Raw genomic sequence first — 15,465 nt, 5'->3', positions numbered from 1 at the left:
GGCCTGCGCCGCCTGCTGCGCGGCCACGGCCGCCGCCGTGCGGTTCAGGTTGTCGAGCGAGCGCTGCAACTGCTGGCGCGACTGCGCCTGCTGCTGGCTGGCGTTGCCGACGCCTGCCAGGCTGCCGTCCGGCAGGCGGCCCGAGCGTTGCACGGCCGATTGCGCCGCGCCCTTGTCGGCGAACCAGCCGGGACTGAAGGCCCGCGATTGCGCCTGCGCCGCGCCCGCCGCGCCGCCGGCGATCAGCAGCGCCGCGATCGCCTGCGAGGCCGGAGTCAAGCGCCAACCCGCTGGCGCGGCCCCGCGCATGCGCGCCGCCGGCGCCCCTGCGCCCGCCGTCGGATTCGTCGTTGCCCTGCCCGTGTCCCGTGCCCGCATCATCGCCTTTCCTTGTTCCAATCGCGCGTGTTCGCCACCTAGAGCAAGACAGACGGATGGAAAAGCGCCGACCGGAACCCTGTCACAAATAATTCACGACAGCAGCACGACCCCGGCTGGCAAGTGGGTCAGGCGCGCGCCATAGGCGTCGCGTATCAATTTCTCCGCGTCGGCGATCTGCGCCAGCGAGATGCGCGCCTGTACCAGGCGCTTGCCCAGTTGTTCGTTCATCAGCACCAGATGGCCACGGCGATAGCGGTTCAGCTCATCCACCACCTGGGACAAGGGCTGCTGGTCGAACACCAGCCAGCCCTGCCGCCAGGCAACGACGCGATCCGTATCCACCGGCGCCGGCGGCTGTACGCCCCGGCCGTCGTAGCGCAGCTCCCGCTGCGCGCCCAGGTCGAACACGCCCTGCGCATGCGTCAGGCGCACCGTTCCCGACAGGCAGCACAGCCGCGCCTCGCCGTCGACGTAGCGCAGGTTGAAACTGGCGTCGCGGGCCAGGATCCGGCCGGCGCCCGCGACCACCAGAGCAGGCTCGGCGCCGGCGCGCACCTCGGCCTCGCCGTCGGCCAGCTCGATAAGCTTGGCGCCGTCCGCGCCGACCGTCACATTGATGCGGGTCAGGGTGTTCATCTGCACGTCCAGCGCATCGCCCAGCGTCAGGCGACGCTGCTCGCCGCGCGCGGTACGGTAGTCGGCGGCCAGCTCGCCGATGCCCGGCCACAGCCCCAGCGGCGGGCGCAGCGCCAGATAGGCGGCCGAGGCCGCCACGGCGCTGCCCAGGAATGCGCGCCGTCCCATGGCCGGCCGTCGCTCGGGCGCCCTGGCGCGCGCCGCGCTTTCCTCCATCAGCGCAGGGCCCAGCGCGCGCCAGAGTCCCTGCTGTTCGGCAAAAGCGGCCTCATTCCCGGGATCCGCCCGCCGCCAGCGCTGGAAGTCCTCCGCGTCGGCCTCGGTGGCGCGCCCTGACGTCAGCAACAGCAGCCAGGCCTGCGCCTCGGCCCTCGGCCCGGCGCCCGCTTTTTTCCTCGCGCGCGGCATCATCATCACGGCCATGGCTCCCCGCCCTGTTCATCGCCCGCGCGCAGCGCGCGGCCGCAGTGGTCCAGCGCGCGCTTGATTTCCTTGGAGACGATGCGCTCCGACACGCCGTAGCGCCTGGCGATCTCGGCATGCGGCAATTCATGCACGCGCGCGGCCAGCAGCATCTGCTGGGTGCGCTCAGGCAATCCGCGCAACGCCCGGCGAAAGACTTCGATCTCGCTGCGGCCCTGCGCGATGCGCGCGGGGTCCGAGGCTTCGTCCGCCACATTGATCAGTTCGCCGATCTCCACGCCCGTCAGCAGCCGTGAATCCCGACGCCTGTGATCCTCGGCGGCGTTCAGCGCCATCCGGAACAGATAGGCCGCCGGCTGCTGCACCGGCATGCCCGGCGGCAGCTCGTTGACTTTGAGGAACGCCTCCTGCATCGCGTCGTGCGCCAGGTCTTCCGATCCCAGCCGGCGCTTGAGCTGATTGCGAAAGTCGTTGTAGCGCTCGAGAAACAGCGCTTTCAGAAACCCCGGCGTCTTGCCCTCAGCCACCGGATGCGCCCTCGAGCATGTCGCATTGCCTTGCCGCGCGCGGCTCCAGCAGCACGGTCACGGGCTGCGGCAGGTCCGCCGGCAAGGGGCCCGCGCGCGACCAGGCCGCTGCGGGTGATCCAGTTCATCTTGCTGACGCGCGCATCGCCGTCGAACCACAGTTGTACCAGCGCGCGGTAGCCGCCGGGCGCGGTGCCGGCCGCCGCGCACAGGACGCGGCGCAACGCGGCCTGCAAGCGGGCGGCATGGGCGGTGTCGCGCAGGCGTGGCTGCCGAGGACGCGCCGGCCGCGGGTCCGCCACCAGGGTGAACGAGTACTCGCTGGCATAGCGGATCGACAGGGGCGACCCGGCCAGCAGCCTGCGCAGCGCATCTCCCGCCGTATATCGGCCGTCCAGGGCGGGCGCCTGCCGACCCTCGGTCAGACCGCTGTCGACCAGCACGGTCATGCCGCTGGCCCGGCTATAGGCGACCAGCGCCTGGCTCAGCGGCTGGGCCGGTATGGCAAACGGGATCAGGACGGACGGCGCTTCCGCCCGCGCCAGGATGGGCGGCCAGCACAGGGCCAGCGTCAGGCAGGCGCCGCCCGCGCGCAGGCACAGGAAAGCCGCCATGCTAGGGGCGGTGAGTGACGCAATCGTGACAAGCCGGCATGAACGGCGCGGACCGCCGTCTTATACCCGTCACCCAAAGCGGCGAACCTGTCCCTATACTGGATTCACGCGCTCGTGGCGGGCATGAGTCCTGGCGACGGGCGCGGGCCGGTCCGGCACATGGCCGGCATGGAAGAACCTTAGGAGCGCATATGCGCCTGCACACCCTGTTCCTGGCGACGGCCCTGGCCGCCGCCTCCTCGATGGCCGCCGAAACGCAGGGCCAGCCATCCGGCGCGGCAACGTCCGGCGCGACGACGCCCGACACCAAGACCGGCAAGGCGGCCACGGCCTGCATCGACACCGAGGTCAACGGCTACCGCGCCCTGTCCTATGAATGCCTGAACCAGAGGATGGCGCCGGACGCCGCGCCCAAGCCGCCGCCCACGCTGGAGTCCGAGGCCATCACCCACCGCCCGCCCAACCAGATGGGCCTGCCCACGCCGGCCACCATCGGCAACCGCATGGGCAATACCTTCGGCACCTCGGCCTATCCGCAGCGGCCCTCGCCCTGAGGCGCGCGCCGGTGGCTCTCAGCCCTGGCGCGAGATGAAATAGATCTTCTTGACGAACTGATCGACTTCCCAGCGGCCGGTATAGCCTTCGGGCATGACGAAGCTGCTGCCCGGCACCAGTTCGTGGACGGTGCCGTCCGGATCCACCAGGCGCGCCGCGCCCTCGACGATATGGCCGAACTCGACATAGCCGGTGGTGTTGGCCTGGAAGCTGCCGGCCGTGCTCTCCCAGACGCCGGCCTCGGCCTTGCCGGCCAGCCCTTCGAAGGCCGTTTCGGTGCGGAACGCGGCGTCGCCGGAAATGGGACGCCGGGGCTTGCCCGGCACGGGATGCTTCAGGGGGCCGGGATCGATGCGGACCAGCCGCGATTGGTCATGTTTCAAAGCGGATCTCCAGATGGGGTGGCCGGCGGGGCGCAATGCCGCCAAGGGCACCAGGAATAGACAGTGGAATCGCGCGACCTCAGTGGGCAGCCACCACCAGCACCTCGGCCTGCGTCCGTCCCACGGTGCGCATGCGGTGTGGCAGTTCGGAATCGAAGTACAGCGAATCGCCGGCGTCGAGCCGGAACTGGCGCTCGCCCACCTGGACCTCGATGGCGCCCTTGAGCACCAGCAGGAATTCCTCGCCCGGATGCGGGAACACCGCCGTCGCGTCGGGGAATTCGCGCGGCGGGTGCACCACGAAGGGTTCCATGGCCTTGACCTTGCGGCGACCGGCCAGCGATTCATAACGGTATTCCGCGCCCAGCCCGCCGCGCTGCAAGGCCTCGCGATCGGCCACGCGCACCAGGCTGACGAGTTCGTCCTGCGCGTTCTGGTCGGAGCCGACCAGCTGCGACACGCCCACGCCGTAGGCTTCGGCCAGGCGCAGCACGGTGGAAATCGACGGCTCGCTCAGCCCTCTTTCCAGCTTGGAAAGATAGCTCTTGGTCAGGCCCGTGCGTTGCGCCAGCTGCTCCAGGGACAGGGCTTGCTGGCGGCGCAGGGTCCGCAATCGGTGAGGCAGGTCGATCATGGGCAGGCGTGGAGCGGAAAACAACAGGCAAGCATGCCCGAAACGCGCCTGTCCGTCGAGCGCCCCCGCCCCGAGCGGACCAGCGGCCGACGCCGGCCCGAAGCGCTGCCGGGCGGACTGACGCACGCGCCGCCGCCCTGGAGCGCGGCCAGCCTCAGCCCAACACGTCGCGATGCGTCCTGAGCGCCCGCCGCGCGTAGTAGGCGAAACCCGCCTGCGAGCGGCGCGGCGTCAGGATCCAGTCGTGCGCCTCGCGCCCCAGCGCCGGCGGGATCGGCTGGATCTTGCCGGCCGCCATCGCCAGCAGCTGCATGCGCGCGGCGCGCTCGAACTGCAGCGCCAGCACGCAGGCTTCCTCGACCGAGCCGGCCGCCACCAGCATGCCGTGGTGCGACAGCAGGATGGCGCGCTTGTCGCCCAGCGCCGCCGAGATGATCTCGCCTTCCTCATTGCCGACCGGCACGCCGGGCCAGTCCTTCAGGAAGGCCACGTCGCCGTACAGCGGACAGTTGTCCATGTGCGAGATTTCCAGCGGCACCTCCAGCATCGACAAGGACGCGGCGTGCAGCGGATGCGTGTGGATGATGCAGTTCACGTCTGGCCGCGCGCGGTAGATCCAGGAGTGGAAGCGGTTGGCGGGGTTCGGCATGCCGCCGCCCTCCTGCACCCGCAGATCCTCGTCCACCACCAGCAGGTTATCCGCCGTGATCTCGTCAAAACCCAGTCCCAGCCGCTGCGTGTAGTAGCGCCCGGCCTCGGGCGCGCGCGCCGTGATCTGCCCGGCCAGCCCGGAATCATGCCCGCCGTCGAACAGGATGCGGCAGGTCAGCGCCAGCTTCTGGCGCAGCGTCCATTCCGGCGCGTCGAGCTTGCGCTCCATGTCGGCCTGCGCGCGCGCGATCAATTCCTCTTTCGACAAGTGCATGGTGTCGGCCATTTCTATGCTCCTTCAAGCCGTTTCCAGCAACGGCGTAAAACCCGGCAAGGCCCGCATGCGGGCCAGCCAGGCATGGACATGGCGCAGGGCCGACAGGTCGTAGCCGCCCTCGTGCGCCATGCTCGTATAGGGATACAGCGCGATGTCCGCGATGGTCGGCGCGTCGCCAACCAGGAACTCGCGCCCCGCCAGGTGCGCATCCATCAGCGCCGCCGCCTTCATGCCCTGGCGCCGCCATTCCCGCATGGCCGGATCATCCACCCGGGCCGTGCCGCGCAGATGGATCAGCAGGCGCGGCTGGGCAAAAGCATGCATGTGCTGCGTCTGCTCGAAACTCAACCAACTGCTCACCCGCGCCTGCGCCAGCCGCTCATCGGGCAGCCAGCACGTGCCCTGCCCCAGGTACCACAGAATCGCCTGCGACTCGGCCAGCCACAGCCCCTCGGGCGTCAGCAGCGCCGGCACCTGGCGCCACGGATTGATGGCGGCAAAGGCCTCCGTCTCCAGATCGCCCTGCACGATATCGAAGGTCCGGCGACGCAGCGCCAGGCCCATGTAGCCGCAGGCCAGCCGGATCTTCCAGGCATTGCCCGAACGCAGCGTATCGGCCAGCTCCAGCGGCTGCCCCGCGAGCGGATGTACAGGCATGTTCATTTCAGTTGTCCAGAAAACATGGCGCGCCACCAACGACGCAGAAAGCAGATATCGGCAAGAAGTAGATATCGGCATGAAGCAGTCCTCCTCAAGCGAGGCTGCGCGGATCCGGCTCCGCCGGTCCGCAGCAGCGCCCCCTGGGGGAAGCGCGCCAGCGCTCGGGGGGGACCTCACTCCATCTTGATGTCGGCGCGCTTGACGATCTCGGCCCACTTTGCCTTCTCGGCCGCGATGAAACGCTGGTATTCCTCGGGCGCGCCGCTATAGAGCTGCGTGCCCTGCGCCGCCAGCTTCTGCTGCAGCTCGGGCGAGGCCAGCGTCTGACGCAGCGCGGCGTTCAGCTTCTGCGCCACCTCCGGCGGCGTGCCCGCCGGCGCGAAGAACGCGTTCCAGGAACTGATCTGCAGGCCCGCGTCGCCCGCCTGCGCGCTGGGCGGCACGCCCGGCGCCGAGGGCAGCGGCCGGTCGCTGGCCACCGCCAGCGCGCGCAGCTTGCCCGCCGCGACGTGCGGCATGATGACCGGGCTGGCATCCATCACCACGTCCACCTGTCCGCCGATCGCCGCGTTCACCGCCTCGCTGCCGCTCTTGAACGGGACATGCACGATGTCCAGGCCCGCCGTCATCTTCAGCAGCTCCAACCCCAGATGCGGCGAGCTTGCCTGCCCGGCCGAACCGAAATTGAGCTTGGCCGGGTTGGCCTTGGCATAGGCCGCGAACTGCGCGAAATCCTGGGTCGGCAGGCTCGCCCGCACCGCCAGCAGGTACGGCGATCCCGACACCAGGCCGAGCGGCACATAGCTGTCCGCGTCATAGGCCAGCTTGCGGTAGATCAGCGGGTTGACCACCTGCGTGCCCACCGTACCCATGAAGATCGTGTAGCCGTCCGCCGGCGCGCTGGCCGCCAGTTGCGCCGCGATCACCCCGCCCGCGCCGGGCCGGTTCTCGACCACGACCGGCTGGCCCAGCGCGTCGCCCAGACCCTTGCCGACCTGGCGCGCAACGATGTCCGTGATGCCCCCGGCGCCGAACGGCACCACCAGCCGCACGGGGCGGTCCGGATAGGCGGCCTGCGCCGCGACGCCCCAGGCGGCCGTCAGCGCCAACATGGCGCTCATGGTCCAACGTTTCATGCTTTTCCCCTTGCTTGCGCGGTGCATCCGCTCTGCGGCGTGCGCGCCATCGCGCCGCCCAATGACACAAAGTGTCCTATAGAGCATTGATTTTCCGCAAGTGGGATCTTGTGGGGATAAACCCTGAGTGCAAGCGACATCACCGCTTTCCGGCGCAGCAGTGCGCCTGCGCCAGCGGTTCGCCACGCCGTGGCGGCCTGCCGCCTGAGCTACCATTGCGCCCATGGGATTCTTCGCCCGCCGCCAATTCAAAGGCATCGAGGTTGTGCGCATCATCGATGACGCGCGCGGCTTCGCGCCGCACTTTCACGATGAGTTCGTGCTCAGCGTGAATGTGCAGGGACTGGAGCGGATCCGGCTGGACGGACGGAATTTCGATGCCGCCTCGGGCGACGTGACGCTCTACAACCCGGCCCAGGTTCAAAGCTCCAGCGTCGTCAGCCAGCCCTGGCAGTTCGCGAGCATGCATGTCGATCCGGCCATCCTGTCCGGGCAGTGCGGCGTCAGCCGGGAAACCGTCTTCGACAAGCCCCTGTTGCGCGCGCCCGCGGTCGCATCCGGGATGCTCCGGGCCATCGCGTCCGCGCTGGATCGCGACACGCCTGACAGCGTGGCCCAGGAAGGCTTGACGGCGATCCTGGACGCGCTGCTGAAAATCGCGGGTTCGCCCCCGCCCGAGGACACCGGGCTCATCCCCCCAGCCATCTTCCGAGTGGCCGAGCGCCTGCGCGACGATCTCGCCTTGCCGTCGCTGGCGGAGCTGTCCGAAGAAGCGGAAATGACGCCGGTGCAACTGGTGCGGGCGTTTGCAAGGGTCTATCGGATGCCGCCGCTGGCATGGGCCTGGAACCGGCGCGTGGTCCTGGCGCGCGAGCGCATCGCCCGGGGAGAACGCATCGCCGCCGTGGCCGCCGATCTGGGCTTTGCGGACCAATCCCACCTGACGCGCAGATTCCGCGCATGCTTCGGCGTCCCGCCCAGCCTGTGGCGCAAAGGGTGAAATGGGGTTCAAGACAACGCGCGACGCCTGCGGCAAGATTCCGGCGTCATCCCATCACGGAACATTCCCATGCCTCCCTCCGTTGCCATCGGCTACAGCGACGTGCCCCGTGGCCATATCGCCAGTGTCGTGACCGATCTGGAAATGCTGTCCAGGCCGGCCACGGCGGACGTCCCCCTGCCCGACGGCGTCACGCTGACCCCGGCGTCCTGCCTCGGTCTGGATGCCTACCGGGCCCTGTTCCGGCAAATCGGCGCGGACTGGCTGTGGTTCTCGCGGCTGTTCATGAGCGACGAGGAGCTGGCCGCCACGCTTGGCGATCCCAATGTCGACGTCCGCATCGTCCGCAACGCCGGGAAGGACGTGGGCATGCTGGAGCTGGACTTTCGCGTGGCGGGCCAGTGCGAACTGACCTTCCTCGGGCTGGCGGCGGAATGCACGGGCAAGGGCCTGGGCCGCGCGCTGATGAGCCGGGCCGTGACGCTGGCCTGGGCGCGTCCCATCACGCGCATGTGGCTGCATACCTGCACCTATGACCATCCCTCGGCCCTGGGTTTGTACATGCGGGCGGGCTTCAGGCCCTGCGCGATGCGGGTGGAGGTTCAGGTCGATCCGCGCCTGACCGGTCACCTGCCCAGGAGCGCGGCCCCGCAGGTGCCCATCATCGCGTGACCCGCTCGGCCGCCTCGCCATCGCGGCCACGCCCTGGCGACGATGCGGGCCCGCCCGAGCGACGCGCTTGCGCATGAATACGCGCAATGGATCGCCCGCATGGTCGTCAAACGGGCTGCGACGCTCAAGGCCCGCCGAAGCGATCGGGAAAAGCCAGGGTGGGAACGCCAAGCTCCAGCGCCGGGAAAATGAATCTATTTAGAATCAAATAAATCTTGTGTAAATTACAAGAATCCAAATAGAATCTAACCAGCTTCCACCGCGCATCCGCCTCATTGCACGAACCCGGCCGCATCGCCACGGCTCTTCTGGCCGCAGACGGGCCTGGATGCGGGGTGGCTTTCATCGCGCCCAACGCCTTTCATTGACCATGGCCCGTCCCAGAAGCAAAGACAAGGAAATGGCCTTGCTACGCTCGGCCGTCAAGATCATCGCGACGCAAGGACTGCGCGCGTCCACCATGATGATCGCCCGACTCGCCGGCGTCGCGGAAGGAACGCTGTTCCTTTATTTTCCGACCAAGGACGTCCTGCTGTCCGCGGTCTTCGAGCATCTGCTCCAGGACCTGGAGGCGGGCCTTGGCGCGCCCGCCGCCGGCGTGTCGTCGCGGCAGACCGCGCAATTCCTCTGGAACCGCTATATCGATTGGGGCGCGGCCAATCCCGATGCGTATTCCACGATGAATCAATTGCTGGCGTCGGACCGCCTGTCGGCCGGGCAGTTGCGCAGAGTGGAAACGCTGTATGCCTTCCCGGACCTCCAGGCCTGCCGGCGACGCTTTGCCGGCCTGACGGACCGGGAAGCATTGGCGCTTTCCGACGCGACGGAGAAAGCCATCGCCGATACGACAGTGCGCCTGGCCATGACCCGGCCACAACACGCCGAGGCCTACAAGATGGCGGGATTCGACATGCTGTGGGCCGCGGTGACGCGGGGCGCGGAGCCCCCGGGACTCAACCCGCGCGCCCAGCGGCCTTGATCATATCGGCCGCCTTCCCGACGGACATGATGACGGTCCAGACAGCCTGCGCGCCCGCCACGCGCCGGAAACCCGATATCGCATGGGAAGACGCGATGAAGCGTCAGGCTTCATAACGCCGGACCGGGCCGCCGGCCAATATTTCACGCCGGGCGCCCGTCTTTCATCCACCTGAAACAGTTTTCCCTCAAAGTCGCGGCTGCCTACAGGGGAGAACCTTTCATGATCCGCGCCAAGACACTGATGTCCGCCTTGGCCGCGACCGCCCTGGTCGCGGCATGCTCCAGCGATGACGACAAGGCATCCACGCCAACGCCGCCTGTCGCGCAGGCGCCCAAGAACATCCTGTTCTTCCTGGGAGACGGCATGGGCATCACGACGCTCACCGCCGCCCGCATCTACAAGGTCGGCGAAGATGGCGACCTGACCATCGACACGCTGCCGGAAACGGCGTTTGTCCATACGTACTCGAACGATGCCCAGGTGACGGACAGCGCGCCCTCCATGGCCGCCTACATGACCGGCGTGAAGATGAACAATGAAGTCATCTCCATGAGCGCGGACACCAAGGCCACCGACGCCAACGGCAAGCCCTACCACGCCAGCTATGACGCCACCTGCCCGGCCGGCAACGGCACGCCGGTGGAAACGCTGCTGGAAATCATGAAGGCCAAGGGCTACGGCACCGGCGTGGTCACGACCACCCGCATCACGCACGCGACGCCCGCCGCCACCTACTCGCACGTCTGCCACCGCGATGCCGAGAACACCATTGCCGCCGCGCTGGTGCCCGGCGGCGCCGGCTTCAACGCCAGGCTGAACGACGGCATCGACGTATTCTTCGGTGGCGGCACGGATTACTTCCTGCCCAAGGAAAACGGCGGCAAGCGCAACGACAAGCGCAATCTCATCGACGAGATCAAGACCAGGTACGGCTACGCCGCGAATCGCGCCGATTTCGACGCGCTGCCCACCGACGGCCGCAAGATCGCCGGCCTCTTCACCAAGAGCCACATGGCCTACGACCTGGACCGCGACCCGGCCAAGGAGCCCAGCCTGGCGGACATGACCGGCAAGGCGATCGACGCGCTGGCCGCCAGGAACAAGGGCTTCTTCCTGATGGTGGAAGGCGGCCGCATCGACCACGCGCTGCACGCCACCAACGCGCGCCGCGCGCTGCAGGACACCGTGGCCTTCGACGATTCGATCAAGCTCGCGCTGGACAAGATGCGCAAGGTGGATCCGGATCTGAAGAACACGCTCATCGTCGTCACCGCCGACCACGACCATACGCTGCAGCTGAACGGATACGCGGCCCGCACCGGCAAGACCGAGCCGGGCAAGCCTGGTGTGCTGGGCCTGGTCAAGAACTACGTCGGTCCGGCCGTGCCGACCAAGGACGTGGACGGCAACCCCTACACCATCATCGGTTTCGGCAACGGCCCCAAGCGCCTGGCGACGCGCGGCCCGATCGACGACACCGCGCTGGAAGACAAGAACTACCTGCAGGAAGCCGTGATCCCGATGGATCCGGCCAGCGACTCGGAAACCCACGGCGGCGCCGATGTGTTCCTGGGCGCCATCGGCCTGAACGCCGACAAGTTCTCGGGCGTGATCACCAATACCGACGTATTCGGCCTGATCCGCAAGGCAGTCAATCTGTGATGAAGACGACCTCACGCCTCGAACCGAAAACGCCCAAGGACACGATCATGAACCATTGCATTTCCCGTCTCAGCCGCGCCGTCCTGCTCGCCCTGCCCCTGGCGGCGGGCGCCCCGCTCGCCCACGCCGCGGGCGAAGCCAAGAACGTCATCTTCTTCCTGGGAGACGGCATGGGTCCGGTCACCGTGACCGCCGCCCGTATCTACAAGGGCGAGAAGCAGCTTGCCGCCCAGCCCGGCTCGCTGGTCAGCCCGGAGCGCGCCAACCTTTCCATGCAGCTGCTGCCTTACGCCGCCCGCATCAAGACCTTTTCGCTGGATGGCCAGACCACCGACAGCGCCCCGTCCATGGCCGCCTACATGACCGGCGTGAAGATGCGCAACGAGGTCATTTCCATGTCGGCCGACACGATGGCCGTGGACGGCGCGGGCAAGCAATACGTCTCGGGCGAAGACAGCACCTGCCCCCCGACCAACGGCACGCCCGCCCAGACGCTGCTGGAACTGGCCAAGGCCAAGGGCCGCGCGGTCGGCGCCGTGTCGACCACGCGCGTCGGCCACGCCACGCCGGCCACCACCTATGCCCACGTGTGCAACCGCAACGGCTACAACACCATCGCCGAACAATCGACGCCGGGCCATGCGAACTACAACACCCGGCTTGGCGACGGCATCGACGTGCTGCTGGGCGGCGGACAGCGCAACTACCTGCCCAAGCCGCTCAACCCGGCCAGCAAGCGCACCGATGGCGTCAATCTGGTGACGGCCTTCCAGGCCAGGGGCTATACCTACGTCGATACGGGCACCGCGCTGCGCGCGCTGAATCCCGCGGCCACCGGCAAGCTGCTGGGCCTGTTCTCGCAAAGCGAGATGGCCTATGAACTGGACCGCGTCAAGCCGGCCCTGGGCTATGACCAGCCCAGCCTGGCCGAGATGACGGACAAGGCGCTGGGCGTGCTGAGCAAGAACAGCAATGGGTTCTTCCTGATGGTGGAAGGCGGCCGCATCGACCATGCGCTGCACGGCACCAACGCCAAGCGCGCGCTGGAAGACACGCTGGCCTTCGACAGCGCGATCCAGACCGCGCTGGATTTCATGGAAAAGAAGGACCCCGGCCTGAAGAACACGCTGATCGTGGTCACCGCCGACCATGACCACGCCATCGCGTTCAACGGCTATCCCAAGATCGGCAACCCCATCCTGGGCACGGTCAAGTCCTATGCGGATGGCAAGCCCGCGCTGGCCGCCGACGGCAAGCCCTACACCACGCTGGTGTTCGGCAACGGCGGTCGCCCGAACGCCGACGCCGACAGCAAGACCAACCCGGAAGACGGCAACAAGGCCTGGATCGCGCCGGCGCGCGGCGCCGCGCGCGACGATCTGAGCAACGTCAATACCTTTGACGACAACTTCCTTCAGGAAGTCGGCGTCGTGCTGGGCAAGCCCGGCGCGGAAACCCACGGCGGCGGCGACGTCATGCTGTTCGCGGGCGGCGCTGGCGCGAAGATCTTCAAGGGCACCATGGACAACACCAAGGTGTTCGGCAAGGTCCGCGAGGCGGCCGGCCTGTGAAACCCTTGAACGCAACCGTCAGGCGCGGCCTCGCCTGCCTGCTGCTGGCCTGCCTGCCGGCGGCGGCGGGCGCGGCGGACAATGCGCCCGAACCGGCCCCGGCCGCCCCGCCCGATCTGAACCTGCGCATCGAACGCTATGCCTCGTCGATCGGCAGCGACGGCGTGCAGCGTGAAACCCGCTACGCCGACCTGATGTACCGGCGCGCGGACATGGTGTGGATCGAGCGCGACTATCCGGCCGCGCTGCGCGCCAGCGTGGAACATGGACACGACGACGGACACGCGGGCCAGGATCCGCATGCCGGCCATTCCCATGCAAACACGACGGGCTCGCCCCTTTGGGTGCGGCGCGATGCCGCCGGCAAGGATCAGGTGCGCATGGTCCTGCGCAAGCAGCACAAGGTGCTGGACATCGACGAGGCCAACTACGGCAACGTCGGCTACAACGGCTCCTGGGCGGCCACCTATGGCATCGCGGACCCGAGACAGTTGCAGCGCATGCAGCCCGACGGCGCGCCGGCCCAAGGCGTGCAGCGCTACCGCCAGGCGCGCGGCGAATCGCAGGTCCTCATCGACTGGGATATCCAGGGGCAGTACGCGCGCCGGATCGAGATCCAGGGTCCGCACGGCCTCTCGGTCAGCAAGGTCACGGTGACCGACGCGGCCGCGCCGTCCCCCGCGCCCTGGACCCTGCTGAAAGACTACGAAACGGGCGACTACTCCGACCTGCTGGACTAGCGTGCCCGCGCGCGGGCCTCAACCCGCGGCGGCCTTGATCATGTCGGCCGCCTTCTCCGCGATCATGATGACGGGCGCATTGGTATTGCCCGAGGTGGCCATGGGCATGATCGAAGCGTCGACCACCCGCACGCCCTTCAAGCCATGCACCTTGAGTTCATGATCCACCACGGCGGCGGGATCCCTGCCCATGGCGCAGGTGCCGACCTGATGATGATAGGAGACCACGGCGCTGCGCACATAATCGGCCAGCTGCCTGTCGGTCTGCTTGTCCTCGCCCGGATAGATTTCGCGTCCACGCCAGGGCTGCAAGGCGGGCTGGGCGGCGATCTGGCGCATCTGCCTGATCGACGCGACCAGCACATCGACGTCATGCTGGGTGGCCAACACGTTGGGATCCAGCAGCAGGCGATCGTCCACGCCGGCGCCGGTCAAGCGTAGCTGGCCCCGGCTGGTCGGCATCACGCAGGCCGCGCACAGGGTGAAGGCATTGGCGGGACCGGTCTGTTCAGGCGTGTAGTACGGCACGTTGAAGAACAGGGGCTGCATGTCCGGTCCGTCCAGCGCCGGATCCGTCTTGGCGAACAGCTGCGCGTGCAGGACGGTGAGGCCGGGGTCGTCCGGCGCGGGAATGGCCTGCCTGCCTTCGTAGATGACCGGCACCAGCATGTGATCGTGCAGGTTCTTGCCCACGCCGGACAAGTCATGCACCACCCTGATATTGTGCTGGCGCAATTGCGCCGCTTCCCCCACCCCGGACAGCATCAGCACGCGCGGCGACTCGATGGCGCCGCCCGACAGAATGGCTTCGCGCCGCACGCCAGCGCGATAGAACCCATTGCCCTGCTCATAGACCACGCCGACGCAGCGCTTGCCCTCGAACGACAGCTGCTGCACGCGCGCATTGGTGATCAGCGACAGGTTGGGCCGCTCCAACGCCGGACGCAGGAAGGCCACGGCGGTGCTGACGCGCTTGCCGTCCTTGATGGTGAGGTGATTGAAGCCCACGCCCAGGATGTCCGCGCCATTGTGGTCGCGGTTGAGCGGGTGGCCGGCCTGCACGGCGGCATCCACCATGGCCTGGGTCACGACATGGGGCTTGTACCGCGTTGTCACATGCATGAGGCCGCCGGTCCCATGGTAGTCATCGGCGCCCCGGTCATAGTCTTCCGACTTCTTGAAATAGGGCAGCACGGACTGATAGCCCCAGCCGGGATTGCCCTGCCTTTCCCAGGCGTCGTAGACCGAGGCATGGCCGCGCACATAGATCATGCCGTTGAGCGAACTGCTGCCGCCCAGGGTCTTGCCGCGCGGCCAGAACAGCTTGCGGTCATGAGCATGCACCTGCGGCACGGTGTCGTAGGCCCAGTCATAGGGGCTCTTCCACAGCTCGATCAGGCGCAGCGGCGTGGAGATCTTCTCGGAGTTGTCGGGGCCGCCGGCCTCGATCAGCAACACCTTCACGCCGGGATCCTCGGTCAGCCTGTTGGCCAGCACGCAGCCGGCCGATCCGGCGCCGACGATGACGTAGTCGAAACTGTCCGACCGGTCCTCCGCCGCGTTGACCCTCGCGCCCATCAGGCCGCCGGCCATCAGCGTGCCGCTGGCGACGCCCATGGCCTGCATGAAGCGGCGACGGGAGAACGCCGTTCGGGGAAACTGCTCATCGTTGCTCACGGTGTCTCCTGGAAGGCAGGCCTCGCGCGCGTGGCCCGCTCATTGACTGCAATGGATGCTCGTCGTTCCTGTGGGCAGATCGAGGCCAGCTTAGCGCCGGGTGTCGACGCCTGCTTGTCGGCGCGTGCATGAAGATTTGTCATGCCGTGCAGACTTCCCCCTGGCGCCCGGGCTCGACGCGCTTCCATGCCGCCAAGATGGCGGGTCATCCGTCGCTCAGGCGCCGGACGATGATACGCGCCCAGCCGCGCTTGCCCAAGAGTGCGCGCAACCCATACGCTCGC

Annotated in this window: 17 protein-coding genes; 7 read left to right on the top strand and 10 right to left on the bottom strand. The window is 68.0% G+C overall.

The window, feature by feature from the left end:
- The 4 genes from AC6LJ5_RS18230 to AC6LJ5_RS18215 all read right to left on the bottom strand — a co-directional run.
- Positions 1 to 279 (bottom strand): hypothetical protein (locus AC6LJ5_RS18230; protein WP_498141219.1); only part of this gene is annotated, 279 nt, incomplete at its 3' end.
- 192 nt (positions 280 to 471) lie between these two features.
- The gene (locus AC6LJ5_RS18225) at positions 472 to 1,440 is read right to left on the bottom strand and encodes a FecR family protein (RefSeq protein ID WP_498141218.1); all 969 of its coding nucleotides are present in this window, start codon (positions 1,438 to 1,440) and stop codon (positions 472 to 474) included.
- Positions 1,431 to 1,967 carry an RNA polymerase sigma factor gene (locus AC6LJ5_RS18220; RefSeq protein WP_349291598.1) on the bottom strand — a complete coding sequence of 179 codons (537 nt, stop codon included), beginning with the start codon at positions 1,965 to 1,967 and terminating at the stop codon, positions 1,431 to 1,433. The genes AC6LJ5_RS18225 and AC6LJ5_RS18220 overlap by 10 nt, the downstream gene beginning before the upstream one ends.
- Positions 1,937 to 2,581 (bottom strand): STN domain-containing protein, encoded by a 645-nt coding sequence (locus AC6LJ5_RS18215; protein ID WP_498141217.1) that lies wholly within the window; start codon positions 2,579 to 2,581, stop codon positions 1,937 to 1,939. Before AC6LJ5_RS18215 ends, AC6LJ5_RS18220 begins: the two co-directional genes overlap by 31 nt.
- 191 nt (positions 2,582 to 2,772) lie before the next feature.
- On the opposite strand from AC6LJ5_RS18215, the gene AC6LJ5_RS18210 reads away from it, so the two are divergent.
- Positions 2,773 to 3,135: a hypothetical protein gene (locus tag AC6LJ5_RS18210; protein ID WP_498141216.1), complete on the top strand. Its 363-nt coding sequence runs from the start codon at positions 2,773 to 2,775 to the stop codon at positions 3,133 to 3,135.
- Between the two features lie 18 nt (positions 3,136 to 3,153).
- Here the strand turns inward: AC6LJ5_RS18210 and AC6LJ5_RS18205 are convergent, their stop codons facing one another.
- The 5 genes from AC6LJ5_RS18205 to AC6LJ5_RS18185 form a co-directional block, all read right to left on the bottom strand.
- The gene (locus AC6LJ5_RS18205; RefSeq protein ID WP_103275602.1) at positions 3,154 to 3,519 is read right to left on the bottom strand and encodes a cupin domain-containing protein; all 366 of its coding nucleotides are present in this window, start codon (positions 3,517 to 3,519) and stop codon (positions 3,154 to 3,156) included.
- A gap of 79 nt (positions 3,520 to 3,598) precedes the next feature.
- Positions 3,599 to 4,153 (bottom strand): helix-turn-helix domain-containing protein, encoded by a 555-nt coding sequence (locus AC6LJ5_RS18200; protein WP_392409786.1) that lies wholly within the window; start codon positions 4,151 to 4,153, stop codon positions 3,599 to 3,601.
- 154 nt (positions 4,154 to 4,307) lie between these two features.
- A complete protein-coding gene (locus tag AC6LJ5_RS18195; RefSeq protein WP_392409787.1) occupies positions 4,308 to 5,090 on the bottom strand; it encodes an aldolase in 783 nt (260 codons plus the stop codon).
- A 12-nt stretch (positions 5,091 to 5,102) separates the two neighbouring features.
- On the bottom strand, positions 5,103 to 5,738 hold the full coding sequence (locus tag AC6LJ5_RS18190; RefSeq protein ID WP_498141220.1) for a glutathione S-transferase family protein: 636 nt from the start codon (positions 5,736 to 5,738) through the stop codon (positions 5,103 to 5,105).
- A 176-nt stretch (positions 5,739 to 5,914) separates the two neighbouring features.
- Positions 5,915 to 6,877, bottom strand: coding sequence for a Bug family tripartite tricarboxylate transporter substrate binding protein (locus AC6LJ5_RS18185; protein WP_498141215.1), 963 nt, complete (start codon positions 6,875 to 6,877; stop codon positions 5,915 to 5,917).
- Positions 6,878 to 7,100: 223 nt separating this feature from the next.
- On the opposite strand from AC6LJ5_RS18185, the gene AC6LJ5_RS18180 reads away from it, so the two are divergent.
- The 6 genes from AC6LJ5_RS18180 (at position 7,101) to AC6LJ5_RS18155 (ending at position 13,504) form a co-directional block, all read left to right on the top strand.
- Entirely contained in the window at positions 7,101 to 7,877 is a 777-nt protein-coding gene (locus AC6LJ5_RS18180; RefSeq protein ID WP_498141214.1) for an AraC family transcriptional regulator, read from the top strand.
- Between the two features lie 69 nt (positions 7,878 to 7,946).
- On the top strand, positions 7,947 to 8,549 hold the full coding sequence (locus AC6LJ5_RS18175; protein WP_498141213.1) for a GNAT family N-acetyltransferase: 603 nt from the start codon (positions 7,947 to 7,949) through the stop codon (positions 8,547 to 8,549).
- A gap of 400 nt (positions 8,550 to 8,949) precedes the next feature.
- Positions 8,950 to 9,528, top strand: coding sequence for a TetR/AcrR family transcriptional regulator (locus AC6LJ5_RS18170; protein ID WP_158658478.1), 579 nt, complete (start codon positions 8,950 to 8,952; stop codon positions 9,526 to 9,528).
- 222 nt (positions 9,529 to 9,750) lie between these two features.
- Positions 9,751 to 11,193, top strand: a complete 1,443-nt coding sequence (locus AC6LJ5_RS18165; protein ID WP_199770905.1) for an alkaline phosphatase — start codon at positions 9,751 to 9,753, stop codon at positions 11,191 to 11,193.
- A gap of 47 nt (positions 11,194 to 11,240) precedes the next feature.
- Positions 11,241 to 12,764, top strand: coding sequence for an alkaline phosphatase (locus AC6LJ5_RS18160; RefSeq protein ID WP_498141212.1), 1,524 nt, complete (start codon positions 11,241 to 11,243; stop codon positions 12,762 to 12,764).
- Between the two features lie 5 nt (positions 12,765 to 12,769).
- The gene (locus AC6LJ5_RS18155) at positions 12,770 to 13,504 is read left to right on the top strand and encodes a hypothetical protein (RefSeq protein ID WP_498141211.1); all 735 of its coding nucleotides are present in this window, start codon (positions 12,770 to 12,772) and stop codon (positions 13,502 to 13,504) included.
- A gap of 18 nt (positions 13,505 to 13,522) precedes the next feature.
- Here the strand turns inward: AC6LJ5_RS18155 and AC6LJ5_RS18150 are convergent, their stop codons facing one another.
- Positions 13,523 to 15,181 carry a GMC family oxidoreductase gene (locus AC6LJ5_RS18150; RefSeq protein ID WP_498141210.1) on the bottom strand — a complete coding sequence of 553 codons (1,659 nt, stop codon included), beginning with the start codon at positions 15,179 to 15,181 and terminating at the stop codon, positions 13,523 to 13,525.
- Positions 15,182 to 15,465 lie beyond the last annotated feature (284 nt).

This window comes from Achromobacter sp. 1011791174 (assembly GCF_059760925.1).
This window is presented reverse-complemented; position numbering and strand designations above follow the sequence as displayed.

What these genes read in the sequence shown, in the direction of transcription:
- AC6LJ5_RS18225 (WP_498141218.1), bottom strand. Translation starts at nt 1,440, where the DNA reads ATGGCCGTGATGATGATGCCGCGCGCGAGGAAAAAAGCGGGCGCCGGG.
- AC6LJ5_RS18215 (WP_498141217.1), bottom strand. Translation starts at nt 2,581, where the DNA reads ATGGCGGCTTTCCTGTGCCTGCGCGCGGGCGGCGCCTGCCTGACGCTG.
- AC6LJ5_RS18210 (WP_498141216.1), top strand. Translation starts at nt 2,773, where the DNA reads ATGCGCCTGCACACCCTGTTCCTGGCGACGGCCCTGGCCGCCGCCTCC.
- AC6LJ5_RS18200 (WP_392409786.1), bottom strand. Translation starts at nt 4,153, where the DNA reads ATGATCGACCTGCCTCACCGATTGCGGACCCTGCGCCGCCAGCAAGCC.
- AC6LJ5_RS18195 (WP_392409787.1), bottom strand. Translation starts at nt 5,090, where the DNA reads ATGGCCGACACCATGCACTTGTCGAAAGAGGAATTGATCGCGCGCGCG.
- AC6LJ5_RS18190 (WP_498141220.1), bottom strand. Translation starts at nt 5,738, where the DNA reads ATGCCTGTACATCCGCTCGCGGGGCAGCCGCTGGAGCTGGCCGATACG.
- AC6LJ5_RS18185 (WP_498141215.1), bottom strand. Translation starts at nt 6,877, where the DNA reads ATGAAACGTTGGACCATGAGCGCCATGTTGGCGCTGACGGCCGCCTGG.
- AC6LJ5_RS18180 (WP_498141214.1), top strand. Translation starts at nt 7,101, where the DNA reads ATGGGATTCTTCGCCCGCCGCCAATTCAAAGGCATCGAGGTTGTGCGC.
- AC6LJ5_RS18175 (WP_498141213.1), top strand. Translation starts at nt 7,947, where the DNA reads ATGCCTCCCTCCGTTGCCATCGGCTACAGCGACGTGCCCCGTGGCCAT.
- AC6LJ5_RS18170 (WP_158658478.1), top strand. Translation starts at nt 8,950, where the DNA reads ATGGCCTTGCTACGCTCGGCCGTCAAGATCATCGCGACGCAAGGACTG.
- AC6LJ5_RS18165 (WP_199770905.1), top strand. Translation starts at nt 9,751, where the DNA reads ATGATCCGCGCCAAGACACTGATGTCCGCCTTGGCCGCGACCGCCCTG.
- AC6LJ5_RS18160 (WP_498141212.1), top strand. Translation starts at nt 11,241, where the DNA reads ATGAACCATTGCATTTCCCGTCTCAGCCGCGCCGTCCTGCTCGCCCTG.